The sequence below is a fragment of the Homoserinimonas sp. OAct 916 genome (genome assembly GCF_003260275.1).
Classification (GTDB): domain Bacteria; phylum Actinomycetota; class Actinomycetes; order Actinomycetales; family Microbacteriaceae; genus OACT-916.
This window is the reverse complement of the sequence record NZ_QJHB01000002.1, coordinates 83,201-108,006: the sequence shown is the minus strand read 5'-3', so window position 1 is coordinate 108,006 and position 24,806 is coordinate 83,201. Positions and strand designations below refer to the sequence as shown.

21 protein-coding genes are annotated in these 24,806 nt (G+C 64.9%); 16 read left to right on the top strand and 5 right to left on the bottom strand.

What is annotated here, in order from left to right:
• Window positions 1-90: 90 nt before the first annotated feature.
• From DL891_RS02870 to DL891_RS02855, 4 genes are read left to right on the top strand one after another with little or no spacing between them, the layout of a single operon-like run.
• Entirely contained in the window at window positions 91-966 is an 876-nt protein-coding gene (locus DL891_RS02870; RefSeq protein ID WP_111718926.1) for an ABC transporter ATP-binding protein, read from the top strand.
• A 13-nt stretch (window positions 967-979) separates the two neighbouring features.
• Complete coding sequence (locus DL891_RS02865; RefSeq protein ID WP_111718925.1) at window positions 980-1,669, top strand: ABC transporter permease; 690 nt, start codon at window positions 980-982, stop codon at window positions 1,667-1,669.
• Window positions 1,666-2,358 (top strand): ABC transporter permease, encoded by a 693-nt coding sequence (locus DL891_RS02860; protein WP_111718924.1) that lies wholly within the window; start codon window positions 1,666-1,668, stop codon window positions 2,356-2,358. The genes DL891_RS02865 and DL891_RS02860 overlap by 4 nt, the downstream gene beginning before the upstream one ends.
• A gap of 30 nt (window positions 2,359-2,388) precedes the next feature.
• Window positions 2,389-3,324 (top strand): ABC transporter substrate-binding protein, encoded by a 936-nt coding sequence (locus DL891_RS02855; RefSeq protein ID WP_111718923.1) that lies wholly within the window; start codon window positions 2,389-2,391, stop codon window positions 3,322-3,324.
• On the opposite strand, the gene DL891_RS02850 is transcribed toward DL891_RS02855, so the two are convergent.
• Together DL891_RS02850 and DL891_RS02845 are read right to left on the bottom strand one after the other, a co-directional pair.
• Window positions 3,321-4,085: a DedA family protein gene (locus DL891_RS02850; RefSeq protein WP_111718922.1), complete on the bottom strand. Its 765-nt coding sequence runs from the start codon at window positions 4,083-4,085 to the stop codon at window positions 3,321-3,323. The genes DL891_RS02855 and DL891_RS02850 overlap by 4 nt on opposite strands.
• Before the next feature lie 69 nt (window positions 4,086-4,154).
• Window positions 4,155-4,952 (bottom strand): aminotransferase class IV, encoded by a 798-nt coding sequence (locus tag DL891_RS02845; protein ID WP_111718921.1) that lies wholly within the window; start codon window positions 4,950-4,952, stop codon window positions 4,155-4,157.
• Between the two features lie 239 nt (window positions 4,953-5,191).
• On the opposite strand from DL891_RS02845, the gene DL891_RS02840 reads away from it, so the two are divergent.
• The 5 genes from DL891_RS02840 to holA all read left to right on the top strand — a co-directional run bounded on the left by DL891_RS02840 (window position 5,192) and on the right by holA (window position 13,753).
• Entirely contained in the window at window positions 5,192-6,628 is a 1,437-nt protein-coding gene (locus DL891_RS02840; RefSeq protein WP_111718920.1) for an anthranilate synthase component I family protein, read from the top strand.
• A 101-nt stretch (window positions 6,629-6,729) separates the two neighbouring features.
• Entirely contained in the window at window positions 6,730-9,261 is a 2,532-nt protein-coding gene (gene leuS, locus DL891_RS02835) for a leucine--tRNA ligase (protein ID WP_111719105.1), read from the top strand.
• Between the two features lie 109 nt (window positions 9,262-9,370).
• Entirely contained in the window at window positions 9,371-10,072 is a 702-nt protein-coding gene (locus tag DL891_RS02830) for a helix-hairpin-helix domain-containing protein (RefSeq protein ID WP_111718919.1), read from the top strand.
• Complete coding sequence (locus DL891_RS02825) at window positions 10,069-12,681, top strand: ComEC/Rec2 family competence protein (protein WP_111718918.1); 2,613 nt, start codon at window positions 10,069-10,071, stop codon at window positions 12,679-12,681. The genes DL891_RS02830 and DL891_RS02825 overlap by 4 nt, the downstream gene beginning before the upstream one ends.
• Window positions 12,682-12,727: 46 nt before the next feature.
• Window positions 12,728-13,753: a DNA polymerase III subunit delta gene (gene holA / locus DL891_RS02820; RefSeq protein ID WP_111718917.1), complete on the top strand. Its 1,026-nt coding sequence runs from the start codon at window positions 12,728-12,730 to the stop codon at window positions 13,751-13,753.
• Window positions 13,754-13,852: 99 nt separating this feature from the next.
• Here holA and rpsT read toward each other — a convergent pair whose 3' ends face one another.
• Window positions 13,853-14,113, bottom strand: coding sequence for a 30S ribosomal protein S20 (gene rpsT / locus DL891_RS02815; RefSeq protein WP_111718916.1), 261 nt, complete (start codon window positions 14,111-14,113; stop codon window positions 13,853-13,855).
• A gap of 209 nt (window positions 14,114-14,322) precedes the next feature.
• Window positions 14,323-16,035, bottom strand: a complete 1,713-nt coding sequence (locus DL891_RS02810; protein ID WP_111718915.1) for an HNH endonuclease signature motif containing protein — start codon at window positions 16,033-16,035, stop codon at window positions 14,323-14,325.
• Between the two features lie 175 nt (window positions 16,036-16,210).
• On the opposite strand from DL891_RS02810, the gene DL891_RS02805 reads away from it, so the two are divergent.
• From DL891_RS02805 to hemW, 4 genes are all read left to right on the top strand, one after another.
• Complete coding sequence (locus DL891_RS02805; protein ID WP_111718914.1) at window positions 16,211-16,828, top strand: hypothetical protein; 618 nt, start codon at window positions 16,211-16,213, stop codon at window positions 16,826-16,828.
• Window positions 16,829-17,029: 201 nt separating this feature from the next.
• Complete coding sequence (lepA, locus tag DL891_RS02800) at window positions 17,030-18,877, top strand: translation elongation factor 4 (RefSeq protein WP_111718913.1); 1,848 nt, start codon at window positions 17,030-17,032, stop codon at window positions 18,875-18,877.
• 8 nt (window positions 18,878-18,885) lie between these two features.
• A complete protein-coding gene (locus tag DL891_RS02795; RefSeq protein ID WP_111718912.1) occupies window positions 18,886-19,527 on the top strand; it encodes a DUF1990 family protein in 642 nt (213 codons plus the stop codon).
• Window positions 19,528-19,529: 2 nt separating this feature from the next.
• Window positions 19,530-20,780, top strand: coding sequence for a radical SAM family heme chaperone HemW (gene hemW / locus DL891_RS02790; protein WP_111718911.1), 1,251 nt, complete (start codon window positions 19,530-19,532; stop codon window positions 20,778-20,780).
• Between the two features lie 189 nt (window positions 20,781-20,969).
• Here hemW and DL891_RS02785 read toward each other — a convergent pair whose 3' ends face one another.
• Complete coding sequence (locus DL891_RS02785; RefSeq protein WP_111718910.1) at window positions 20,970-21,596, bottom strand: DUF4870 domain-containing protein; 627 nt, start codon at window positions 21,594-21,596, stop codon at window positions 20,970-20,972.
• Between the two features lie 222 nt (window positions 21,597-21,818).
• On the opposite strand from DL891_RS02785, the gene hrcA reads away from it, so the two are divergent.
• From hrcA to DL891_RS02770, 3 genes are all read left to right on the top strand, one after another.
• Entirely contained in the window at window positions 21,819-22,844 is a 1,026-nt protein-coding gene (gene hrcA / locus DL891_RS02780) for a heat-inducible transcriptional repressor HrcA (protein WP_111718909.1), read from the top strand.
• A gap of 93 nt (window positions 22,845-22,937) precedes the next feature.
• Window positions 22,938-24,029 (top strand): molecular chaperone DnaJ, encoded by a 1,092-nt coding sequence (dnaJ, locus tag DL891_RS02775; protein ID WP_111718908.1) that lies wholly within the window; start codon window positions 22,938-22,940, stop codon window positions 24,027-24,029.
• Window positions 24,030-24,032: 3 nt separating this feature from the next.
• A complete protein-coding gene (locus DL891_RS02770) occupies window positions 24,033-24,764 on the top strand; it encodes a 16S rRNA (uracil(1498)-N(3))-methyltransferase (RefSeq protein WP_111718907.1) in 732 nt (243 codons plus the stop codon).
• Window positions 24,765-24,806 lie beyond the last annotated feature (42 nt).

The following is a 24,806-nucleotide window of genomic DNA, read 5'->3' as shown; positions in this document are numbered from 1 at the left end:
CGCACGACTTTGCCTCTGCCGCAGAATCGTGCGTGCGTTGGACCCCAGGCACGACTTAATCTCACACAACCGAGGAGCCGAGCCCGAGACATGATCGAATTCCGATCGGTGACCAAGCAGTTTCCCGATGGAACGCGCGCCGTGGATTCCCTCTCACTCGTGATTCCGTCTCGCAAGACCACGGTTCTCGTCGGGTCTTCTGGCTCGGGCAAGACGACAATCCTCAGAATGATCAACCGTATGGTCGACCCGACCAGCGGCGTCGTCGAAATCGACGGTGACGACATCGCCGGCAAGGAGCCGGTGAAGCTGCGGCGCGGAATCGGCTACGTGATGCAGAACTCCGGGCTGCTGCCGCACCGCAAAGTGATCGACAACATTGCCACCGTGCTCTATCTGACCGGTGTGGCGCGTGGGCGAGCGCGAGGCCGGGCACTCGAGTTGATGGACACGGTCGGATTGGACCGCGCATTCGCCGACAGGTACCCCAGCCAGCTCTCGGGCGGCCAGCAACAGCGGGTGGGGGTGGCCCGCGGACTCGCGGTCGACCCCAACATCTTGTTGATGGACGAGCCGTTCGGGGCAGTCGACCCAATCGTGCGTTCGGAGCTGCAACAAGAGCTGCTTCGCCTGCAACGCGAACTGGGCAAAACGGTGGTCTTCGTCACCCACGACATCGACGAGGCTTTTCTTCTTGGAGACCAGATCGCCATCCTGAAAACGGGCGGCGAGATCGCGCAGTTGGGTACACCCACCGAGATTCTCAGCAATCCGGCCGATGATTTCGTTTCGAGCTTCGTGGGCACCGATCGGGGTGCGCGTGCCCTGCACCTGGCCCCGGGTCGCTTCGGAAACCTGGTGATTGATGGCACCGGCCGGCCCGCAGGAATCCTGGTGAACGAATCGCCGACCGAGGGCCCAAGCTGGCCCGGACAGACTCGAGGCCCGTCCACGGACGGGCGCTGAGTCGGGGCGCACGATGAGTTGGCTGCTGGCGAACCTCGACATGGTACTGTCGCTGACCCTCGATCACATCTGGTTGAGCGTGGTGCCCATCGTTCTTGGGTTCCTCCTCGCGGTACCGATCGGGGCCATTGCCAACCGCTATCATCTGGTTCGAGGAACGCTGGTCACAGCCAGCGGCATCCTTTACGCTGTGCCGTCCCTGGCCTTGTTCGTTCTGCTTCCGTCGATCATCGGCACCCAGATTCTTGACCCGCTGAACGTGATCATCGCGCTGACCCTTTATGCAGTCGCACTCATGGTGCGAACGACCGCCGACGCCCTGGCCGACGTGGAACCCGATGTGATCCAATCCGCAAAAGCAATGGGTTATTCGACGTGGGGGCGGCTCGTGCGGGTAGAACTTCCGCTGTCGGGCCCGGTACTGCTTGCCGGCATGCGCGTGGTTGCCGTGTCCACCGTCAGTCTCGTCAGCGTGGGCGCGTTGATCGGGGTCAACAGCCTGGGCTATCTGTTCATCGACGGTTTTCAACGCAACTTTCCCTTGGAGATCCTGGTCGGCATCATCGGTACGGTGGTGATCGCACTGGTATTTGACGGATTGTTGGTTCTGATGGGCCGATTCCTTCTGCCCTGGTCGAGGATCACCCGCACGAATGGGCGGCTCATCGTCGTCCAGGACGATCCGGTGGTGATCAACCCATGAACAACTGGTTGGATGCGTTGGCCTGGTTGGTCGACCCGGAGAATCTGACGGGGCCCGGAGGCGTTCCCGCCCGCACCGTTGAGCACCTCGGGTACACGCTGCTCACACTGGTGATCGCCGCTGCGATCGCACTGCCCATCGGTTACCTGATCGGACACACCGGTCGGGGCCGCGGGCTCGCGGTCGCCGTGTCGGGCGGATTTCGAGCGTTGCCCACCCTGGGTCTGGTGACGGTGCTGGCGCTGCTCATGGGCCTCGGGATTCTTGCCCCGCTGACCGCATTGGTGATCCTCGCGATTCCGCCACTGTTGGCCGGCGCCTACGCCGGGGTCGGAGCGGTCGAACGCAGCACGATCGACTCGGCCCGCGCAGTCGGAATGACGGAGTGGCAGGTCTTCGCCCAGGTGGAACTGCCGCTGTCACTGCCGCTGGCGATCAGCGGCCTGCGCTCGGCCACACTCCAGGTCATCGCCACCTGGACGGTCGCGGCGATCCTGCCGGTCGGCGGGCTGGGCCGGTTCATGCTGGACGGGCTGCCGGTGCGAAACTATGCCGAGGTGCTCGGTGGAGCAATCGTGGTGATCCTGTTGGCACTGGTAATCGATGCGGTGTTGGCTGGAACCCAGAGAATTGTGATTCCCCGCGGAGTGAAAGCGCTGCGGCTGGCTTCGAAGAGAATGCACGCCTGACATGATTCACAACAAGGAGATGAGGGACACATGTTGAGAAATACGAAGAGTCGAATACTCGGCGGAGCGGTTGCAGTGATCGCGGCTGTGGCGATGGTCGGGTGCTCCTCGAGCAATCCCACCGCACCGCCGAGCAGTGGCAGTGTGGCTCCGGCCTCGGGAACCGTCGTGGTGGGTTCGGCGCAATTCCCGGAGAACGAGATCATCGCCCAGATCTACGCCCAGGCGTTGACGGCCAACGGAATCACGGTCGAGACGAAGTTGAGCATCGGCCAACGAGACGTCTACCTCGCGGCGTTGCAAGACGGTTCGATCAACCTCATTCCGGAGTACAGCGGCAACCTGTTGCAGTTCTATGATCCCAAGACGACGGCCACCTCGAGCGACGAGGTGGTTGCGGCGCTCGGCGACGCCCTGCCGTCAGGCTTCGAAGTTCTCGACCCGGCCAAAGCCGAGGACAAGGACTCGTACAACGTGACCCAGAAGTTCTCGACCGAGAACAATGTGACCAGCCTGGCCGACCTCGCCGGGCTCGGCATCCCGTTGAAGGTAGGTGGAAACCCTGAGCTCGGAGAGCGCCCATATGGGATTCCCGGTCTGAAGGATATCTACGGGGTGAAGGATGTGACACTGGTGCCGATCAGCGACAGTGGCGGACCACTCACGGTCAACGCCCTGGTCGATGGCACGGTGGACCTGGCCGACATCTACAGCACCACACCTGCGATCACCCAGAACAAGTTCGTCACACTTGCCGACCCGAAGAACATGATCCTGGCACAGAACGTGGTGCCGCTGATCAGCAGTGCAGCAGCCACCGATGAGGTGAAGGCTGTATTGAACAAGATCTCGGCGAACCTGACGACAGCGGAACTTCTGGCAATGAACGAATTGAATCAGGGTGACAAGAAGGAGTCACCCGAGACCATCGCCAAAGACTGGTTGGAACAGAAGAAGCTCTTCTAATCGCGTTTCTCGGTGGGGTCGTCGGCGGCACCCTCGTGCCCGGTGTCGTCGACAGGCCCTCCGGTGGCACTGCCCGCGCCAGCGGCACTCGGTGTGGAGGCAGTGTCACCGGCGACCAGGTCGAGGGCGCGCATGTGGCGGGCCTCGATCCGGTTCAGCAATTTCTTGATACCGAAGGCGATCAGCAGGAAAACCACGATTGCCGCTACGAAAAGGAACCCGGCGTAGTGGAGTTGCCCCGCCAAGTCACGGTAACCCTGGGCTGCCGCTGACCCGGCCGAGACGTACGCGAAGGCCCAGATGATGCAGGCGGGAGTGCTCCAGATCATGAACCTGCGATAGCGCATCGGGCTGACCCCGACTGTCACAGGGATGAGCGAATGGAACACGGGAAGAAAGCGGGAGAGGAAGACAGCGATCCCACCACGGCGCACCACATATCTCTGTGCCTTCTTCCAGTTCTCGTCGCCGATTCGGCGGCCGAGCCAACTGGTCTGGATGCGCGGCCCGAGGTAGTGGCCGAGCGCGAAGCCGATGCTCTCTCCGGCCAGCGAACCGACCACGACGGCGAGCACGAGACCGAAGTACTGGAACGGACTCTGAACGCCGGTGCTGGCAATCAACACGATCGTGTCCCCGGGAACCACCAGGCCAATCAGGACCGACGTCTCCAGAAGCATCCCGACACCGGCCAGCAGGGTTCTCAGCAGCGGGTCCATACCGGCGACCAGGTCGATCAACCAGAGCAGGGAGTCGTTCACGCGCGCCCTGGAGCTTCCGTCATGCCACGATCGTAGTGTGAGCCGGGTGGGTGAAGGCTGTGTTTCCGCTCAACGTATCGGCCGCCGAAGGGCAGCCAGACTGCGCACCCAACGGTCGTCATCCGCATCGTCACTATCAAGATCGGGGCCGTCCATCCAGGCAGACACGCTCCGGATGCCGTGCAATGCGTTGACCGCCCACACGCGGCAGCCCGCCAGGTCTTTGACATGGGCCCGCTCCACCGTGCAGCGGATACCGGTTTGAGACGCCAGCAGCCGGATCGTCTTTGCGGTGATGCTGTCGACGCGTTTCAGGTCAGACGGCGGCGACACCAGGGTGTCACCGCGCCACCACAGGATGGCTGTGGTGGCACCATCGACGATGTGCCCGCGTGCGTCGAGGATGACGGTGTCATCGGCTTCGGGAGCGACCTTGGCCCTGGCGGCGTTCAGGGAGGGAATATCCGGACCCTTCACCGAGGGCCGTGTGCGCGGGTCAGGGCCGCGATGGCTGGCGAGTGCCATCTGACGGTTAGTGGAGGGCGCCGTGCGCAACCGGAGCGCGAGTCGCGGGCGGTCAGGGCCGGTGCCGGCGGTTGTCCCCTCCTGCACCTCAACCCGGGGAAACCATCGGCCGGTGCCCGGCAACACGCCCAGTGCGGCGTCCCAGAAACTGTCCAGTACGGGTTGTGTGTACCAGGTGCGAGCGGTCCGAAAGAACCGGTCGCGATGCAGGCTGATCGCTCGCACCAGGCCATCCTCGACCAGCCACGAGTCGGCGACGAGCAGGTGGGGCGTGGCCTCACCGCGCAGCGTCTGGGCAAGAATTTCTTCGTGTGGATGCCAGACGTATGAGAGGTTCACCATGGTGTGGAACCTCCGGTCAGGTTGTGGTGCGAGCGAGGGGTGCGCGCTGCACGCCGTGGGGCAGACGTACGATTGCCCGGTTCGCACAGAGCAATCGGCCTGTGGAGATTGTAGCGGGGCACTTGCCTTGACCAGTGGCGGCAGGGGAGTGGTGCGTGCTTACTGAGGCTGCAGGCGGCCGGCCGAATAATGGCAGAGGACATGTCCGAATGGCGCGCGACGGGCCTTAGGCTGATGCAGTGACCCGACCCATCGTGCGCACCCCGTTGGAGACGTGGCTGAACCCTACGGCTGTGTTCAATTCCCTGTATGCGCACGCAGAACATGCCTTCTGGCTCGATCTTCCCGAATCCGGTGACCGGGGCGCGGTCAGCTATCTTGGCCAATGTGCGGATGGCCGCGTCGTCACGTCGACGCAGGGTACGCTCCGTGCGTCGGACGGGGCCGGCGCAGTCGCAACCGTTTTGCCGGAATCCGGGACCGTCTTCGATTTTCTACGCTCCCGACTCAACGACAATCTGCTGACGGAGCCGGATGTCAGCGCGGGTGACGGCATCGTCCCGGGCTGGGTGGGGTGGTTCGGCTATGAACTCGGGGAGGTGACCAGTGGTGTCCCCATGCTCCCCGGCGCGCATCCGGATGCCGCCTGGATGTATGTGGATCGGGCCTTCCGGTTTGAGCACTCGTCGCGACAGGTCACGCTCCTCTCGGCCGGCGACTCCGCGGAGGACGCCCGACTGTTGGCAGCCGCGCGCGCCAGCACCCTGCCCGGCTGGTATGGCGAGTCGGCCGCCGCCGGGTCGATTGGGGCCGCGCCGATTGGGAGGGCACCGATTGGGAGGGCGCCGATTGGGACGGTACGTTGGCACCATTCCGATGCGGACTATCTTCATCTGATCGACCGTTGCAAGGAACTGATCACCGCCGGCAGCGCATACGTGCTCTGCCTCACCAACCAGATTCGAGTCGCCGGAGATTTCGACCCGTTCCGGGTGTTCATGGCACTGCGGAAGGTCAGCCCGTCGACGCACTCCGGTCTGATCCGGTTCGGCGGCCTGTCACTGGTGAGCGCCTCACCGGAACAGTTTCTCGAGGTCACGACCGAGCGCCTCGTTCGCACCCGGCCGATCAAGGGAACGCGGCCCAGGTCAACAGACGCCGCCGAAGATGCACGCCTGGCTGCCGAACTCGCCGCAAGCGCCAAGGAGCGAGCCGAGAACCTGATGATCGTCGACCTGATGCGCAATGATCTGGAGAGGATTGCCGCACCGGGAACGGTTCGAGTGGAGTCACTTTTCCAGGTGGAGAGCTATGCGCAGGTGCACCAACTGGTCTCGACCATCACTGCGCAACTGGCCGATGACGCCAGTGTGATCGATGTCATTGAGGCCACCTTTCCGGCCGGATCGATGACCGGGGCTCCGAAGCACGCGGCAATGACGCGGTTGCAGGAGCTCGAACAGGTCGCCCGCGGCGTCTACTCCGGCGCGTTCGGTGTGATCGGCTGCTCCGGCCGGATCGAATTGGCCATGGTGATTCGCAGCATCCTGCTCGAAGCACATCGGGCGGTGATCGGCGCCGGCGGGGGGATCACGGCGCTGTCCGTGCCCCTCGAAGAACTGGAAGAGGTGAAACTGAAAGCGCAGGCGTTGCTCGGGGTTCTCGATGCCGAGTGACCCGCGCTCGGGTGGGTAGGCTTGAGGGGGCGCGAAACGGTCATCCGGGAGCGCCGATCACCCGATCCGCATCGATGAATGAGAGTCACGTGGCATCCGACATGTCCCCGTCAACACACGACGAGCCCACCGATACCGAGCGCTACGATTTCGCCGCGCTCGAGCGCAAATGGGCCCCGGTCTGGGACGAGTTGAAGCCGTTCAGCTCCGATCTCGACGATGATCGCCCGAACAAATACATTCTCGACATGTTCCCATACCCGTCGGGCGATCTGCACATGGGCCACGCAGAGGCTTACGCACTGGGTGATGTGATCGCCCGCTACTGGCGCCACCGCGGGTACAACGTACTGCATCCGATCGGCTGGGACTCGTTCGGATTGCCCGCCGAGAATGCCGCCATCAAGCGCGGCCTCGACCCACGCAAGTGGACCTATGACAACATTGAACAGCAGCGAGTGAGCATGCGCCGCTATGCCGCCTCGTTCGACTGGGAACGGGTCATCCACACCTCCGATCCGGAGTATTACAAGTGGAACCAGTGGCTGTTTTTGATCATGTACGAGGCGGGGCTCGCCTACCGCAAGGACTCCTGGGTGAACTGGGACCCGGTCGATCAGACGGTGCTCGCGAACGAGCAGGTCTTCGCAGACGGCACCTCCGAGCGCAGCGGCGCACTTGTGGTCAAGAAGAAGCTCACCCAGTGGTACTTCAAGATCACTGACTACGCCGACCGGCTGCTCGCTGATCTGGATGATCTCGCCCACACCTGGCCCGCGAAGGTGATCAGCATGCAGCGCAACTGGATCGGCCGCTCGACAGGGGCCGACGTCGAATTTCAGATCGAGGGGCTCGACCATCGCGTGCCCGTGTTCACCACCCGGGCCGACACCCTCTACGGCGCGACGTTCATGGTCGTCGCGCCCGACTCCGACCTGGCCGGAGAGTTGGTGGCGGATGCCCCCGCCGATGTGCGCGAGAGATTTGACGCGTACCTCGCGAAGGTGCAGAAGAGCACCGAGATCGAACGCCAGGCGACCGACCGGGAGAAGACCGGCGTGCCGCTCGGCCGGTACGCCATCAACCCGGTGAACGGTGAGCGACTGCCGATCTGGGCGGCCGACTATGTGCTGAGCGATTACGGGCACGGCGCGATCATGGCGGTGCCCGCCCACGACCAGCGTGACCTCGACTTCGCGCTCACGTTCGACCTGCCCGTGCGGGTGGTCGTCGACGTTCCCGCCGAGCTCGACGCCGACGGGGCGCCGATCGACAACGATCCGGTGCGCACCGGGATTGCGACAACGGGCGAGGGGCGGATGGTCAACTCCGGCCCGATCGACGGAATGGCGAAGACCGAGGCCATCGCCCACGTCGTGGCACAGCTGGAGGCCGACGGACTGGGCCGTGCCACCACGAACTACCGCCTCCGCGACTGGTTGATCTCCCGCCAGCGCTATTGGGGCACCCCCATCCCGATCATTCACGGCGACGACGGCGCGCTGATCCCGGTCCCATTCGACCAGCTGCCGGTCGAGCTGCCGCCGACCGAGGGGCTCGACCTGCAACCCAAGGGCAGCTCGCCCCTGGGCGCAGCCACCGACTGGGTCAACGTTGTCGACCCGCGCGACGGCTCCCCGGCACGCCGTGACCCCGACACCATGGACACCTTCGTCGACAGCTCCTGGTACTTTCTGCGGTTTCTGTCACCGAACGACGACACGCAGGCGTTCGACCCGGAATTGGCCAAGACGTGGGCGCCGGTCGACCAGTATGTGGGCGGGGTCACGCACGCGATCCTGCACCTGCTCTACGCCCGATTCATCACCAAGGTGCTCTACGATCTCGGCCACGTGAACTTCACCGAGCCGTTCAGCGCCCTGCTCAACCAGGGCATGGTGCTCATGGACGGCCACGCGATGAGCAAGTCCAAGGGCAACGTGGTCGCCCTGGCCGAACAGCTCGACGAGCACGGCGTCGACGCGGTGCGCCTGACCATGGCGTTCGCCGGCCCGCCCGAAGACGACGTCGACTGGGCGGATGTCTCACCCGCCGGCAGCGCGAAGTTCTTGGCCAGGGCGTGGCGCGTGGCCAACGACGTGACGTCGGAGCCCGGCGTGGACTTCGGCGCCGGTGACCCGGCGCTCCGCACGGTGACCCACCACTTCCTGGCTGAGGTGCCCGGTCTGGTCGAGTCGTTCAAGTTCAATGTGGTGGTTGCTCGGTTGATGGAACTGGTCAATGCCACCCGCAAGACCATCGACTCCGGTTCCGGTGCCGGCGACCCTGCGGTGCGTGAGGCGGCCGAGGCGGTCGCCATCGGCCTGGACATGTTCTCGCCCTACACCGCTGAGGACATGTGGGAACATCTGGGGCACGAGCCCTCGGTCGCGCTGGCACTGTGGCCAGAAGCCGATCCTGCGCTGCTCGTCGAAACGAGCGTGACCGCGATCATCCAGGTCGACGGAAAGGTGCGCGACCGGTTGCAGGTGAGTCCCGACATTGCGGCCGACGAGCTGGAGGCTCTTGCCCGGGCATCCGACCATGTCATTCGAACGTTGAAGGGGCGCACCGAGGTCAATGTGATCGTGCGGGCACCCAAGATCGTGAACATCGCGACCAAGCCCGAGTAACCCGGTTCGCCCACCGGCACGACTCCCGACACGGCAGGGGTGTGCGCGGTTGTCCACGAGTACCCGGTTCTGGGGTCAAGTGCGGGGTGCACCGGCCTAACCTGCCCCAATGAGCGCACTTTCCGGACCGGGGCAGACGGGCCCGGTCGGCGACGGCCGCCGCGGCCCTGTGCGACTGCGGCTCGGGGTGGGTGCCGCTGTCGGGCTGGTGCTGATCGCTGCCGTGGCGGCCATCCTCGTCACGGTCAGCTCGTCCACAGGGACCTCCGAATGGCTCGAGCCCGATCAGCGCACCGGTGCCACGATTGACGCGTCCGGATCCCCGATCGACGTCGAGGCCAAAGCCACCGGAGCAAACGGAGCCGAGATCGCCGCCGCTGCCGACGTGTTCGTGCACGTCCTGGGGGCGGTGGAACATCCGGGCCTCTACCAGTTGGTTGACGGGGCACGCGTGGTCGACGTGATCGCGGCAGCCGGAGGGCTGGCCGTTGACGCCGACCCGGGCGGGGTCAACCTGGCCCGTTTCGTGGGTGACGGGGAGCAACTGTACGTTCCAGCTGTGGGTGAGGAGGTGTCTCATTCTGAGCAGTCGGGCCCGACAACGGCGGGGAGCTCTGGTGGCCTGATCAACATCAACCGCGCAAGCCAGGCGGAGCTGGAGCTTTTGCCGCGTGTCGGGCCGGCACTCGCGAAACGCATCATTGATTGGCGCGAGTCGTTCGGCTCCTTCACGTCGATCGATGACCTGATGAGTGTGACCGGAATCGGGGAGAAGACCTTCGACGGGTTGAAGGATCTCGTGACCACGTGACGCGCCCTCCACTGGATATTCGGCTCGCGATCCCGGCGGTGTTCGCCTGGTTGGCGGCGGGTGTGCTGATCGGAATCCCACACGACCACGCGGGGATTGCCCTCGCGCTGTGGGGGCTCGCAGCGCTTGGGCTGGTGGCACCGCTGGTTCCCGTACTGTTCCACCGCGTTCGTTCGGTGCGGGCGCTCCCCGATCACGTGACGAGCCGCGCGGGCGCCGAGGGCACTGCCGATGAACTGACTGCCGATGAACTGACGGCCGATGAACTGACCTCCGATGAACTGACCGCCGCTCGACGAGGGGCGATCCCCGGGGTGTTGCAGGTCATCACCGTGGCGGTCATCACTGCCGCATCGATGGCGCTTGTGGCCACATCGATCGCGGTTATGCATGGCAACCGGTACCCGGCCGAGGCTTTCGAGAGTGCATCCGGCGGTCGTACCGTCACCGCCACCATGCGGGTCGTGGCCAGTCCGAGGTCGGCTGCGGGAGCCGGTTTCGGTGCGGGAGCCGGTTTCGGTGCGGGAGCCGGTTTCGGTGGGGGAGTCGAGAACCGGTACTCGTTTCGCGGCAGCATCACCCGGCTGGTTGTCGGTGAGCGGGTCTTTCCCATGGAGGCGCCGGTACGCGTGTTTGCAACCGTGAAATCAGCTGTCGCCAGCGCCCAGGGGGACTGGCGAACGCCGGCGATGTCTGAAATTCGGATCGGGGCGACGATTGAGGTCACCGGAACAGCGCGCCCTCTGGGCGCGGCGGAACAGGTGGGTGTGCTGATATTCGCGCGGGGGAGCCCCAGAGCCGTGGCGCCCCCGCCGGCGTGGCTTGACTGGGCCAACGAGTTGCGGTTTGGCTTCTCCCGTGCGGCGCGAACGCTGCCCGGTGACGGCGGAACCCTGCTGCCCGGGCTCGCGATCGGCGACACGAGCGCCGTGAGTGAGCAACTCGACCAGGCGATGAAGGATTCATCGCTCAGCCATTTGACCGCGGTCTCGGGGGCGAACTGTGCGGTGGTCGTCGCGGGCGTGATGCTGGTGGGCGCCGGGCTCGGTCTTGGCCGCGGCATCCGAATCGCAGTCGCACTCATCACACTTCTGGGCTTCGTCATCCTGGTGACCCCGGAGGGGAGCGTTCTGAGGGCATCGGTCATGGCAGTGGTGGTGCTGGTCTCGCTGGCCGCCGGACGCCTGTCGCAGGGCATCCCCGCGCTCTCATTGGCCTGTCTGGTCCTGCTGGCGATCGACCCTTGGCTGGCCCGGGACTTCGGTTTCGCCCTCTCCGTACTGGCCACGGCTGGGCTCCTGCTGCTGGCCGGGCCGATCGCGGCCACCTTTGCCCGGTGGATGCCGGCGTGGGTCGCGATGCTGATCGCCATCCCCTTGGCCGCGCAGTTGGCGTGCCAACCGGTTCTGGTTCTGCTGGATGCCTCACTGTCGCTGTTCGGCGTGCCAGCCAACCTGCTCGCGGCGCCGGCAGCGCCCATCGCGACGGTGCTCGGGCTGATCGGCTGCGTTCTCCTTCCTGTGGCCCCCGCGGCCGGCCAACTGATCATGCAGTTGGCGTGGTTTCCCTCGTGGTGGATCGCTGCGGTCGCCCAGGCGACCAGCCGGTGGCCGGCTGCCCGCATGCCCTGGTTGGAGGGGGCGGCCGGGCTTCTCCTCGTCAGTGGGTTGACCGTGTGTGTCCTGGTGGTGTTGCTGCAGCGGCGCGCCAGGTCCGTCTCGTGGGCACTGTCGTTGACGGTCGTGTTGTTGGCGGGCAGCGTGTACGCGGGGGTGCATGCGGGTACCCGGTTCGCCCAGCGGCTGTCGGTCCCGGGCGACTGGCAGATAGCAGCCTGTGACATTGGTCAAGGTGATGCCGTCGTGCTGCGTTTCGGCGAACTCCACGCGCTGGTCGATGCCGGACCCGACCCCGAAATGCTTGGCAGCTGCTTGGAAAAACTCGGGGTTGACCGGATTGATCTGCTCGTGCTGACCCACTTCGATCTCGACCATGTCGGTGGGGCATCCGCCGTCGTGGGGCGCACGCAGACCGCGTTGATCGGGCCACCAGAAACGGCAGCCGGCCGGCGCCTCATTCAATCGTTTGCGGCGGCCGGTACACGGGTGGTGACTGCGGCAAGCGGAATGAGCGGCACGCTCGCAGAGAGCACATGGAACGTGCTCTGGCCGCGTGCGGGGGATCCCCGGTTCGCGGTGGGCAATGCGGGCAGCGTGACGATCAGGTTCGAGTCGCCAGAGATGAGCTCGATCTTTCTGGGCGACCTGGGCGAAGAAGCCCAGCGCGCACTGCTCGCCAGTCGAAGGTTCTCCCACCAGGGGCTTTCCCCGGTCGGTGTGGTGAAAGTGGCACATCACGGTTCGGCCGACCAGAGCCCCGAACTGTATCGGCGCCTGCAGGCGAGAGTTGGGCTGATCTCGGTCGGCGAGGGCAATTCGTATGGGCATCCGACAGACAGGGCGCTGCAGATGCTGACTGCGAGCGGAACGCGGATGCACCGGACCGACCAGCAGGGCCTGGTCGTCGTGTCACCGCCGGGTGACGGGGATGACCGCATCCGGGTGTGGAGCGAACGGCCCGCTTCCGACGCCCGCAAAGGGTTGGGATGACCGTGGGGTGATCTAGGCTGGGGGCGGAACTCATGAGGGAGCAGCAGTGGCAGTGAGGAAAGCGGCACCGTCCAGAGCGAAGGCTCCGGCGATCGCGCAATTGTCGTGGAACCAGATCAGGCCCGCCCCGGTGGTTCTGGTCTCAGGCACCGAGGGCTTTCTCGCCGATCGTGCGATTCGCTACCTGCGTGACTTTCTGAAAGAAGAAGATCCGAGCCTCGAGGTCAGCGATGTGCAGGCCGACGACTACGCACCCGGAGAACTGCTCACTCTCGCCAGCCCGTCATTGTTCGACGAGGCGCGGATGATCCGAGTGGCCAACGTGGAGAAGTGCACCGACGAGTTCATCATCGAGGCTCTGCACTACCTCGAGCAACCCGCCGATCGCACCTGCCTGATTCTTCGCCACGGTGGGGGAGTGCGCGGCAAGAAACTTCTCGACGCCATTCGTGGCGGGTTGGGCGGGGGAGTCGAAGTGGTCTGCGCCGAGCTGAAGAAGGAGTCGGACAAGGTCGCCTTTGTCCAGGCCGAATTCGCCACCGCCGGCCGGCGGGTGGCGCCGGGCGCGGTGCGCGCACTGGTCGCCGCGTTCTCCGATGACATGGCAGAACTGGCCAGCAGTTGCCAGCAACTGATCTCGGACGGCGCAGGCGACGTGACCGAGCAACTGGTCAACAAGTACTACGGCGGCCGGGTGGAGACCAACGCCTTCACTGTGGCGGATGCTGCCATCGCCGGCCGGTATGCCGAGGCACTCATCTCGTTGCGGCAGGCGCTCGCCTCCGGCGCCGATCCCGTGCCGATGGTAGCCGCGTTCGCGATGAAGCTTCGCACCATGGCCAAGCTGCAGGGTGCGCGCGGGGGTTCCGCCCAATTGGCCGCAAAGTTCTCCCTGGCCCCGTGGCAGGTCGACCGGGCGAGGCGCGACCTGCAGGGCTGGAGTGATCAGGGCCTCGGCCGTTGCATCCAAATGTTGGCCGAGACCGACGCCGGGGTCAAGGGTGCCGGGCGTGACCCGGTCTACGCGCTGGAGCGCATGATCGGTCTGGTGAGCGCCCGCGGCGAACGCTGAGCGCCCGCGGCGAACGCTGAGCGCCTCTCACGGACGGTGTTCCCGCTTAACGACGAAAGCCCCGCACGCGGCGGGGCTTTCGAATGAAACAGGGGGTGGTTACAGCGCTGCAACCTTCTTGGCAATCGCCGACTTCTTGTTGGCGGCCTGGTTCTTGTGGATGACACCCTTCGAGGCGGCCTTGTCCAAACGCTTGGCGGCAACCAGCAACGCGGCCTGAGCCTTGTCCTTGTCGCCGGCGACGACGGCTTCGCGGGTGGCGCGGATCGCGGTCCTCAGTTGGCTCTTGATCGCCTTGTTGCGCTCGTTCGCCTTGTTGTTCGTGCCGATCCGCTTGATCTGCGACTTGATGTTTGCCACGTAGGTAACCTTCTTCTTGATGTTTGGTGTGTAATGCCACTCGACGGCCTGATTCAGGCCCAGTGCGGTGACGGACGATCCTCGCGCCGAAACTAGTCAGATGTCTCACGCGCGTAAGCCAACAAGCAACCCTAGCAAATCGTAGGCCGTCGAGCAACAACGGCACGAGGTTGTCCCAGGAAGATCAATTCCGTGAGACACGATTCCGATCACGGCGGCGGCTCTCCGAGGGGCCGGGGTTGCGGTCGCCCTGAGGTGCGGGGTTGCGGTCGCCCTGGGGTGCGGGGTTGCGGTCGCCCTGGGGTGCGGGGTGGCGGCTGTCCACTTGGTCGGTCTTCGGATCGCCCGGCAACGCCCGACACGGATTGCCCAGCTGGGCTGAGTTCTGGCCGACCGGATGGCCGGAGCGTCGGTAGCCCCGCGCTACGAGGTGCAGCCGGTGCGGCGGGAGGTGCGGCTTGTCTTGCGGAAAGTGCGTCCTGCCCCGCGGTTCCCGCTGTGCGTTTCTCAAGGATACGGGTGAGCTGGGTGGGGGATTTGCTGGCAGGCCGCCACTTTGCGTTCGTTTCCAGCCACGGCGGCGCCTTCACCTGCGGTGCCCCAGCGATCATACGGATCAGCCAGCCGGACGTCTCGATCGTGCGGTGGTGATACCAACAGAGCGAAACTCCGTTCGATGTGTGGGTAGGTCCGCCCGCGGCGTCGGGGATGACGTGATGGATCTCGGTCCAATACGCCGGGATCGTGCAGCCCGGAATGATGCAGCCGCCATCGCGCAGGTTGATCGCCCGCCTTTGTTGCCGGTTGAACAACCGTTGCTCGGTGCCGAGCGCATTGATCGCCCCGTTCGCACCGATCACGACCAGTTGGGTGCCGCCGGTACAGGCGTACTGCCTGACCGTGCGCATGGAGACCGGGATGTCGATGCCGTCAATATGGCCGACACCATGCCCGGCAGTTTTGCCGACGCTGGGGCCGACTCCGTGGCCGGCGCTGAGGTCTTCGGCCCGCGCACTGACCAGCACGGTCGGCGGGGCACCGCCGATGGTGGGCACCTCACTGCTGCGGCTGATCAGGTCGATGATCGCGGCGAACACGTCGTGGCGTTGCTGGGTCCAACTGCGCGGGTCTTTCTCCCGCTGGTGGGCGTCGAGCTCTTCATCGGAGTAGAAGGAGGGCGCGGTGCGGGTGAAGATGTAGGCGTCGAAGACGCGTTGCAGTTTTGCATACACATCGGGCATGAACGCATACCGGCCCACCATCAACCCGTCTTGGGCCGTACCAGCACTGAACCCGCGGCGGCGAAGGGACCGCTCCTCGAGCGGCCGGGCGCCGTCCTGGTCGAGAATGACCTGCCACACCTTCGCCTGCCGGCGAATCTCATCGGCACCATCAGGGCCCGGGCCGGCGGGGCCGGTCCCGGTTGCGGCGCCCACCAACTCCAGCTCGGCAGCCAACAATTCGGTGGTACCGGCGACGGGCAAAGCTGGCAACAAACCGGTGACGATCGCGGAAGCGGCATCCACCCCGAGATCACCGGCAGCCAGCGCGGCGGCGACCGTGGGGAACCGCGCCGGCAGTTCTTCCCCGGTCAGGGAGGTTCCTTGCCGGGTTTCGGTGCCGAGCCTGATCCGGTCGGCGGCGGTGCGGCCCGAGACCAGGGTGACTCGCTCGACCAGGTCGGCGCCGTTGCGGCAGCCCTTGGTCGCCGACAGCCCGGCGGAGCCCAGCTCGGTGCGGGACCGGTCGGCGATCTCCGCGGCCGCGGTCACCCGGAGTGCGTCGACTCTGCGGCCCAACCGTTCGATCGCCCCGGTCGCCTGCAGCAGCAGCTCATCCGGGAGCCCGGCCAGCAGGTCGCACGGCACCCCGGCGGCGAGCTCGCGGCTGAGCCGGTCTGCCGTTGCGGTCGGGTTGTTCATGCCTCAATACAAACACCGGCCACCGACATTTCGGCTGCATAACCCCAGCTCAGAGCTCAGATCTGTGGAAAACCCACACACCGCCCAGCCTGTGGAGGAGAAGCCGGAAAGGGCATGTGGGAAGTACACGACAGGAAGAACTGATGGTTGCTGGGGGCTCAGGTAGTCTGACCGAATGGAGCACACTCCGCCGGGCAACACCGCTTCGTCTTCAGGCATGGTCAATCCCACCGGGCACATGCCGGAGGATCGCTACCCTGACGGCGTGGTCTTCCGGGTGTGGCTGACGTTTGGTCGCGCGATCATTTATGGAGCCGGGTTGGGCGTGCTGGCGGTTGCAGTCCTGCTGGTGATCTCCATCGTTCAGGACGGTTGGACCCAGTGGCTGGCGGCTACTTTGACGTTTGTGTTCTTCGGCGCGCTGGCAGGTGCAGTCGTTGGCACCGTCGCCGCCACTGGCTCACTGATCGCCGTGCTGATCTTTGCCCCGGTCGGCGCCCGCCCCATATCTCGTGAAGGGCGTGAAGACGTGCTTCCCCGGCTCCGGGAGGAGCACACTGGCACCCCTCACGTGCATCATGATGGGGCCAGTGGGCTGGCCAGGCGCCGTGCCCGTGCCGCCGGGGTCGGGGCCGCGGTGCTGGTCTGTTTCGGGTGGATCTTCTTCCTGCGCGGGACCTGGGTCTCTCCGAGCGTGGCGATGGTGCTGGTGCCGGCCGTGGTCGGCGCCGCTGTCGCCGGTGTGCTGGCCTGGATTGCCGTGCGTCGCTCGGAGCGCATCCGCCCGCTCTGATCCGATAAGCAGCTGATCCGATAAGCAGCTGATCCGATAAGCAGCTGATTCGATAAGCAGCTGATTCGCTGACTCATCGAGCCGGTCGCTGCGGTCTGAGGAGGTTTGCTGCGATTGCCCAGTCGGTCGGAGAGTGGTGGATTTCTCGCCGTTCATCAGGCGGTGATTGCCCCGCCTGGAACATGGGACAATTGAGCCACAATGTCACCACGAGCTATTCAGGGGCTGCAGCCCGCGAAGACCCCGCCCGAGTTCATTCGCAACTTCTGCATCATCGCGCACATCGACCACGGCAAGTCCACTCTGGCCGATCGCATGCTGCAGATCACGGGCGTCGTTGACGAACGGCTGATGCGTGCCCAGTACCTCGACCGCATGGACATCGAGCGTGAGCGGGGCATCACCATCAAGAGCCAGGCGGTGCGCATGCCGTGGGACCTCACCGGCCAGACCTATGCACTCAACATGATCGACACACCCGGCCACGTCGACTTCACCTATGAGGTCAGCCGCAGCCTGGCCGCCTGCGAGGGAGCCATCCTCCTGGTGGACGCCGCCCAGGGTATCGAGGCCCAGACGCTCGCGAACCTCTACCTGGCGCTCGAGAACGACCTCACCATCATCCCGGTGTTGAACAAGATCGACCTACCGGCCGCCGACCCGGAGAAGTACGCGAAGGAACTTGCCAGCCTGATCGGCGGGCACCCCGACGACGTCATGCGCGTCTCCGGCAAGACCGGGGTCGGGGTCGAGGCCCTGCTCGATCGGATCACCGAGCTGGTGCCGCCCCCGGTCGGAGACCCCGAGGCTCCCGCACGGGCAATGATCTTCGACTCCGTCTACGATACCTACCGCGGAGTCGTCACCTACGTGCGCATGATCGACGGCACATTCTCCCCGCGTGAGCGCGTGCAGATGATGAGCACCAAGAGCACCCACGAGCTCCTCGAGATCGGCGTGAGCTCGCCCGAGCCGATCGCGTCGCAGGGTCTCAGCGTCGGCGAGGTCGGCTACCTGATCACCGGGGTGAAAGACGTGCGGCTGTCGAAGGTCGGTGACACGGTGACATCGGCTGCGAACCCGGCCGCCGAGCCGCTGACCGGCTACTCCGAACCGCTGCCGATGGTTTTCTCGGGACTGTATCCGATCGACGGCTCCGACTATCCGGTGTTGCGCGAAGCGCTCGACAAGCTGAAGCTGTCGGATGCCGCCCTCGTTTACGAACCCGAGACCTCGGTCGCGCTCGGGTTCGGGTTCCGCTGCGGTTTTCTCGGCCTGCTGCACCTGGAGATCATCACCGAACGGCTCGAGCGAGAGTTCAACCTCGACCTCATCGCGACCGCTCCCAGCGTGATCTACGAGGTCACGTCAGACGACAAGAAGACCGTTACCGTGACGAACCCGAGTGAGTTTCCCGGAGGAAAGATCACGTCGGTCCGCGAACCGATGGTGCGTGCGGCAGTGCTCGCGCCGAAGGATTACGTCGGCACGATCATGGAACTGTGCCAGAGCCGACGGGGAACCCTGCTCGGCATGGAGTACCTCGGCGAAGACCGGGTCGAACTGCGCTACAACATTCCGCTCGGCGAGATCGTGTTCGACTTCTTCGACCACCTGAAGAGCCGCACGCAGGGCTATGCGTCGCTCGACTACGAGCCAAGCGGCGAACAGGAGGCCGATCTGGTCAAGGTCGACATTCTGCTGCAGGGCGAGAAGGTCGACGCGTTCAGCGCGATCGTGCATCGGGACAAGGCCTACGCCTACGGTGTGCTGATGACCGAGAGGTTGAAAGAGCTGATCCCGCGCCAGCAGTTCGAGGTGCCGATCCAGGCAGCCATCGGCTCCCGCATCATTGCCCGTGAATCGATCCGGGCAATGCGCAAGGATGTTCTGGCCAAGTGTTACGGCGGTGACATCAGTCGAAAGCGCAAACTCCTGGAGAAGCAGAAGGAGGGCAAGAAACGCATGAAGATGGTGGGCCGGGTCGAGGTGCCTCAGGAGGCATTCATCGCTGCCCTGAGCGGCAATACCGAGACCAAGGAGAAGTAGCTCCTCTCATGCGACGTGCCACGTTCAGCGATGTGCCGGTCACCTACGCCGCAGTTGGTGCCACCCAGTCGGGTGAATTGATGAAGTATCCACCGGTCGGATTCAAACCGTTCGAAACCGCGGTGCGCCTCGGCAGCGGCAAGGAAAGATTCGAGACGGCGACCGCCCAGGTGATGACCTGGCAGGTGCAATCGGGTGCCGGCTTCGTGATCGGCGATATTCACGAGGGCACCGGCGTGCAATACACGGGAGTTGTCTTCGACGACGACGGAACTCCGACGAATACGGTCCTGTCGCCGAATGAGCACCACTTCTCGCCCAATGGAACGCCGTTCATCACCGCCGGCATGACCGCGACACTGACCTATCGGATCGGCCCGGTCCGGATCGCGTCCCCGGTGCGGGTGGTCTATGTGGTCGATGAGCCGAAGCGGCATGGTTTTGCGTGCGGCACGCTTCCCGGACATCCACAATCCGGCGAGATGAGCTTTGTCGTCGAACACCGCGACGACAACACGGTGTGGCTGGTGCTCAGGTCGTTCTCTCGCCCGGGCACCGGGTTCTACAAGCTGGTCGCACCGATCCTGAAGTTGCAACAGGGGCGAATCTTCAAACGGTTCCAGCGTTCACTGCTGCCCGGCCGGGTCTAGCGATGCCCGGAGTGCTTCCCATCGGTGACCCGGCACCCGCTGACGGCCTTCTGCCCGACCTCGTCGTCGAGGGTGCCGAGCACCGAGATTTCGGCGTGTACCTGCACGTGCCGTTCTGCCGGGTTCGCTGCGGTTACTGCGACTTCAACACCTACACGGCTCAAGAGATCCGTGGGGTCAGGCAGAACGACTACACCGGACACGCCCGGCACGAGATCGAACTGGCTGACGGCGTGCTCACCGGTTCGGGCCTACCAGCGCGACCGGCGACCACCGTGTTCTTCGGAGGCGGCACGCCGACGCTGTTACCGGTCACGGACCTCGTGAGCATGTTTGACGCAGTGCGCGACACCTGGGGGCTTGCACACGGGGCCGAGGTGACGACCGAGGCCAATCCAGACTCCGTCGACGCCGCCTACCTTCAGGCTCTGTCCGACGCTGGTTTCACCCGAGTGAGTTTTGGCATGCAGTCTGCGGTTCCCGAAGTGTTGGCCACCCTGGAGCGCACCCACGACCCGCAGCGTGTTCCGCTGGTCGTCGGCTGGGCCCGTGACGCCGGGCTCGAGGTGAGCCTTGACCTGATCTACGGCACGCCGGGGGAGACACTGGAGAACTGGCGCGCCTCACTCGAGGCGGCGCTGACCTGCGAGCCGGATCACCTCTCGACCTACGCACTGATCATCGAGCCCGGCACGAAGCTGGCCCGGCAGATCCGCCGTGGGGAGGTGGCAGAGCCCAGTGACGACCTGCAGGCCGACATGTATGAGCTCGCAGACCAGGTTCTGGATGATGCCGGCTTCGACTGGTACGAGGTGAGCAACTGGGCCCACCGCGATCCGGAGGCAGCTGGTTCGAGCGTCAGGCACCGCTCCCGGCACAATCTCGCCTATTGGCGGGGGCAGGACTGGTGGGGCGTCGGGCCCGGCGCGCACAGCCACATCGGCGGCGTGCGCTGGTGGAACGTGAAGCACCCGGCTGCCTACGCCGACCGGCTGACTGCTGGCCTCTCTCCGGCGGCCGGGCGCGAGACACTGGATCTGGCGACCCAGCGCCTGGAGCAGATCCTGCTGCTCAGCCGCATCAGGGAGGGCATCGCCATCGACATACTGGCCGAATCGGTGCGACCGCAGGTGCCCGCGCTGATCGCCGAGGGCCTGATCGACGGACGAGACGCTCTCACGGGCCACATCGTGCTGACCCTGACCGGCCGCCTGCTCGCCGACCTCGTGGTGCGTCGGCTCACCGAAGACTGAGATGACTCGTGAGGCGCATGAAAGTGCTCCTCCCCAGAACGTCGGAAGAGCATTCCGGCGCCCCTCGCCGGGAATTCCGGCACAGGTCTCGGAATGCGCGGAGGGATCCCGGGCGCCACGCGCGCCAGACACAGAAATGCGCGGCCGGGCGTGACGCTCGGCCGCGCATTCAGCGGCAGATGGTGCCGACTACTTGATCAGGCGCAACGAAACCGGGTAGCGGTATGCGCCGCCCTGGTTGACCTTGACGCCACCCATGATCGAGAAGACCACGTTCGCGATGTAGAGCAGCCACGGCAGCCAGCCGAGGATATTCACGATGACCCAGCCGCCGGAGAAGATCAGGATGGCGCTGAGGATCGCGACGATAATCCAGAGGATGATGTAGGAACCGATGAACGTGATCTGCCAGTTCAGTGCCTCTTTCGACTCCTGGCGGGTGAGCGCACCGCGGTCCTTGAATACCAGGTAGATGATCAACGACGGCAGGATCCAGAGGATTCCGCCGAAGTGGGCGAACATGGCCCACTGCTTGTCGTCTGCCGGGCTCAGCGGAACAGCGCCAGCGGCCGGCTGCCCCTGCTGCGGGTAACCTGGCTGGGGCGGATACGGCTGTCCGGGCTGAGCCGGCTGCTGCTGGTAGGGCTGCTGCTGGTAGGGCTGCTGAGGCGGAGCCTGCTGACCTTGCTGCGGAGGTACAGGCTGGCCCTGTACAGGCGGGACCTGCTGACCCTGCTGCGGCGGTACGGGCTGACCGGGCTGGGCCGGTTGGCCTGCTGGCGGCTCGTGGGGCGGCTGTGCAGTGTGGTCAGTCATAGAGTGGCCTTTCGCATCCAAAATGTTCAATTGGGCTTGCTGTTTCGTCTCAACGTACACGCGGAAGGCGAACTCAGTGCTGAGCCGCGCTGCGTGCACACCCCATAAGGTAACGGTCTTTGACAGCGGATGCAACGCCCCAAGCAGGGTGTCAGACTATAATTGGCACTCACAGAACACGAGTGCCAGATTGAAGCGCGGAGCGGGAAAGCGAGGAGCCGAATGGTCTCTGAACGCAGTCTCGAGGTGTTGCGAGTGATCGTGCACGATTATGTGGCTTCACGGGAGCCGGTCGGGTCGAAATCTATTGTCGACCGTTATTCCTTCGGGGTCTCGGCGGCCACGATTCGCAACGACATGGCACAGCTCGAGGACGAAGAACTGATCGTCGCCCCGCACACCTCGAGTGGTCGCATCCCGACAGACAAGGGCTATCGGGTGTTCGTTGATCACCTTGCCGAGGTGAAACCGTTGTCGTCTGCGCAGAGACACGCGATCGAGGTGTTCCTCGGGTCTTCGCCGGATCTTGATGAGGTATTGGCCCGAACGGTGCGGCTCCTGTCCCAATTGACGAACCAGGTCGCATTGGTGCAGTACCCGTCGGTCAACCGGGCGCGCATCCGGCACGTCGAATTGGTGAACCTGTCGCCGACCCGATTGCTCGCTGTGCTGATCACCGACACCGGCCGGGTCGAGCAGCGTGTCGTGGAGTTGCCGGAGGAGTTTCCCGACGGTGGCCTGGCCGAGGTCGGATCCACGCTCAACCAGGTGCTCGGAGGCTGCACACTGATCGAGGCCGAGCAAGAGCTGCGTGCCATCGCAGACAGATTCAGCCCGGAGGTGATCGCCCGGGTGCAACCCATCATCGACACACTGATCGAGCAACTCTCGGCAAATCGTCAGGAGAAGCTGGTCATGGCCGGTGCCGCCAACCTGGTGCGCACCGAGGAGGACTTCTCCGGCAGCATCTATCCCGTGCTTGACGCGATCGAACAGCAGGTCGTTCTGCTCAAACTCTTCGGGGAGATGGCCATGGATGAGCGCACTCGCGTGCAGGTGAGCATTGGGCGGGAGAACGCCTCGTTCGGGCTGCAGGAGACGTCGGTTCTGGCATCCGGCTACTCGTCGCAGGGCGGCGAAGTGGCACGGCTCGGCCTGCTCGGGCCGACCCGGATGGATTATTCGAATAATATGGCAGCGGTCAGGGCAGTGGCGCGCTACCTGACGCGACTACTCGGCGAGGACTGATCCCGACCACGACCTGCCCAGAGACGTGACCTGACCGGCGGCATTCCACGCGCCGGATGAACCATACGACTACGAGAATTGAAAGAGGCCCGAGTGGCTGACCACTATGAAGTTCTCGGTGTTGCCCGCGACGCGACAACCGATGAGATCAAAAAGGCGTACCGTCGCCTCGCCCGCGAGTTGCACCCCGACGTGAACCCGTCGGCCGAGGCATCCGAACGATTTAAGCTCGTCACGCACGCGTACGACGTGTTGAGCGACCAGGAGTCGCGACAGCAATACGATCTCGGACCTCAGGCCGGCATGGGTGGCTTCGGTGGTTTTGGCGACATCTTCGAGACTTTCTTCGGCGGCGGTGGTTCGCGTGGGCCGAAGTCACGGCGCGAGCGCGGCCAGGATGCACTCCTCCGGGTCGAGGTGTCCCTGGACGAGATCATCTTCGGCACTCATCGGGAACTCGAGGTCGACACCGCGATCCTGTGCGAGACGTGCAAGGGAAGCTGTTGCATGCCGGGCACGGCACCGGTGACGTGCGACATCTGCCACGGCACCGGCCAGATCCAACGGGCCGTGCGGTCGCTGCTGGGCAACGTGATGACCTCGAGCCCCTGCGGAACCTGCCGCGGCTACGGAACCGTCATCGCCACACCGTGCAACACCTGCCAGGGGCAGGGGCGGGTACGAGCCCGCCGCACCGTTCCGGTCGACATTCCGGCCGGCGTTGACACGGGCCTGCGGCTGCAGATGCCGGGCAGCGGTGAAGTGGGGCCGGCAGGCGGGCCCAACGGCGACCTCTACCTGGAGATCAAGGTGCGCCACCACGACGTGTTCAGCCGCAACGGCGACGATCTGCTCTGCACGCTGGAAGTGGAGATGTCTGACGCAATTCTCGGCACGACCACGACCGTTCACGCGCTCGACGGTGACATCGAGGTGGAGATCAAGCCCGGCACCCAGAGCGCCGAGGTCTTCACGGTCAAAGACCGCGGAGTCACCAAACTGCGTGGGGGCGGCCGCGGCGACCTGAAGATCGGTGTGCAGGTGCGGACCCCCACGAAACTGGATTCACGCGACCGCGAATTGATCCGCAAGTTCGCGGACGGGCGCAAGCAGGCGAAACCGACCCTCACTCATTTTCAGCAGGGCCTGTTCTCCAAGCTTCGCGACCGCTTTCTCAACGTCTAGGTCATGGCCCACTTCTACCTGAACGAGGAGTTGGGGTCGGAGTATCCACCGGGCTCGTTCATCACGCTGACCGGTGCTGAGGCGAAACACGCGCTGACCGTCAGCCGGGCCAGGGTGGGCGAACGACTCCTCGTCGGAAACGGTTCGGGTCTCACCATCGCCGGACGGGTTGTCGACGTGGCGAACGGCACTGTGCGGCTAGAAGTCGAGAGATCAGATCGTGTGCCTGCCCCGACGGTACGCGTCACCCTTGCCCAGGCCCTGGCGAAAGGCGGCCGCGACGAGGCGGCTGTTCAGGCGGCCACAGAAATGGGAGTCGATCGCGTCATTCCCTGGCAGGCCGAACGATCCGTCTCTCGTTGGCAGGGCAACAAAGTGACTGCCGGTGTCGAACGCTGGCGAGCGATCGTGCGCGAGGCCACCAAGCAGTCCATCCGGGCATGGACGCCTGAGGTCGCCGAGCTGACGGGCACCAAAGGGTTGGCCGCGCAGGCCGGTGAAGCGCGAATGCTCGTGCTGCAACCCGATGCCGAAACAGGGCTCTCCTCGCTGACCGGCGACGATCGTGACCTGTTGCTGGTTGTGGGGCCCGAGGGAGGAATCTCTCCGGCAGAGTTGGATCTCTTTCAAGCAGCCGGCGCCGAGATGGTCCGTTTGGGCGATTCGGTTCTGCGCACCTCGACGGCGGGGCCCGCGGCCATTGCCGTTGTCAATGTCCTGCTCGGCCGTTGGTGACGGCGGCCAATCCCCGCCCGGCTGCGGCTACGCCTAGGCTAG

Bases quoted from the DNA above. Each gene is read 5' to 3' on its own strand.
- DL891_RS02870 (WP_111718926.1), top strand. From the start codon at position 91: ATGATCGAATTCCGATCGGTGACCAAGCAGTTTCCCGATGGAACGCGC.
- DL891_RS02865 (WP_111718925.1), top strand. From the start codon at position 980: ATGAGTTGGCTGCTGGCGAACCTCGACATGGTACTGTCGCTGACCCTC.
- DL891_RS02860 (WP_111718924.1), top strand. From the start codon at position 1,666: ATGAACAACTGGTTGGATGCGTTGGCCTGGTTGGTCGACCCGGAGAAT.
- DL891_RS02855 (WP_111718923.1), top strand. From the start codon at position 2,389: ATGTTGAGAAATACGAAGAGTCGAATACTCGGCGGAGCGGTTGCAGTG.
- DL891_RS02845 (WP_111718921.1), bottom strand. From the start codon at position 4,952: ATGGTGAACCTCTCATACGTCTGGCATCCACACGAAGAAATTCTTGCC.
- leuS (WP_111719105.1), top strand. From the start codon at position 6,730: ATGTCCCCGTCAACACACGACGAGCCCACCGATACCGAGCGCTACGAT.
- DL891_RS02830 (WP_111718919.1), top strand. From the start codon at position 9,371: ATGAGCGCACTTTCCGGACCGGGGCAGACGGGCCCGGTCGGCGACGGC.
- DL891_RS02810 (WP_111718915.1), bottom strand. From the start codon at position 16,035: ATGAACAACCCGACCGCAACGGCAGACCGGCTCAGCCGCGAGCTCGCC.
- DL891_RS02805 (WP_111718914.1), top strand. From the start codon at position 16,211: ATGGAGCACACTCCGCCGGGCAACACCGCTTCGTCTTCAGGCATGGTC.
- lepA (WP_111718913.1), top strand. From the start codon at position 17,030: ATGTCACCACGAGCTATTCAGGGGCTGCAGCCCGCGAAGACCCCGCCC.
- DL891_RS02795 (WP_111718912.1), top strand. From the start codon at position 18,886: ATGCGACGTGCCACGTTCAGCGATGTGCCGGTCACCTACGCCGCAGTT.
- hemW (WP_111718911.1), top strand. From the start codon at position 19,530: ATGCCCGGAGTGCTTCCCATCGGTGACCCGGCACCCGCTGACGGCCTT.
- DL891_RS02785 (WP_111718910.1), bottom strand. From the start codon at position 21,596: ATGACTGACCACACTGCACAGCCGCCCCACGAGCCGCCAGCAGGCCAA.
- hrcA (WP_111718909.1), top strand. From the start codon at position 21,819: ATGGTCTCTGAACGCAGTCTCGAGGTGTTGCGAGTGATCGTGCACGAT.
- DL891_RS02770 (WP_111718907.1), top strand. From the start codon at position 24,033: ATGGCCCACTTCTACCTGAACGAGGAGTTGGGGTCGGAGTATCCACCG.